Source organism: Bacillus cereus group sp. BfR-BA-01441, from assembly GCF_022663075.1.
GTDB lineage: Bacteria > Bacillota > Bacilli > Bacillales > Bacillaceae_G > Bacillus_A > Bacillus_A cereus.
In genome coordinates this window covers 1-229 of the sequence record NZ_JAKUEU010000379.1, presented here as the reverse complement: position 1 = coordinate 229, position 229 = coordinate 1, and the positions used below count along the sequence as shown (strand labels likewise).

The following is a 229-nucleotide window of genomic DNA, read 5'->3' as shown; positions in this document are numbered from 1 at the left end:
AAAATGGAGTACCCCAGGTGAAAAGGTGTATAAATTTGATTTAGATTCTGATGAAATTAGCATAAGGTTTAACGGAACGGTAATCCAAAATATAGTTGAAAAAGAAGAAGTAACAGAACCAACAAAAAAAGTTGAAGAAACGAAAGAAGAAGTAAAAGAACCGGTAAAAGAAGTTGAAGAAACGAAAGAAGAAGTGAAAGAACCGGTAAAAGAAGTTGAAGAAACAAAA

At 31.9% G+C, this 229-nt stretch carries 1 protein-coding gene; it reads left to right on the top strand.

From position 1 onward, the window contains the following. On the top strand, positions 1-229 hold a 229-nt coding region (locus MR107_RS30925), incomplete at both ends, for a hypothetical protein (protein WP_242293217.1).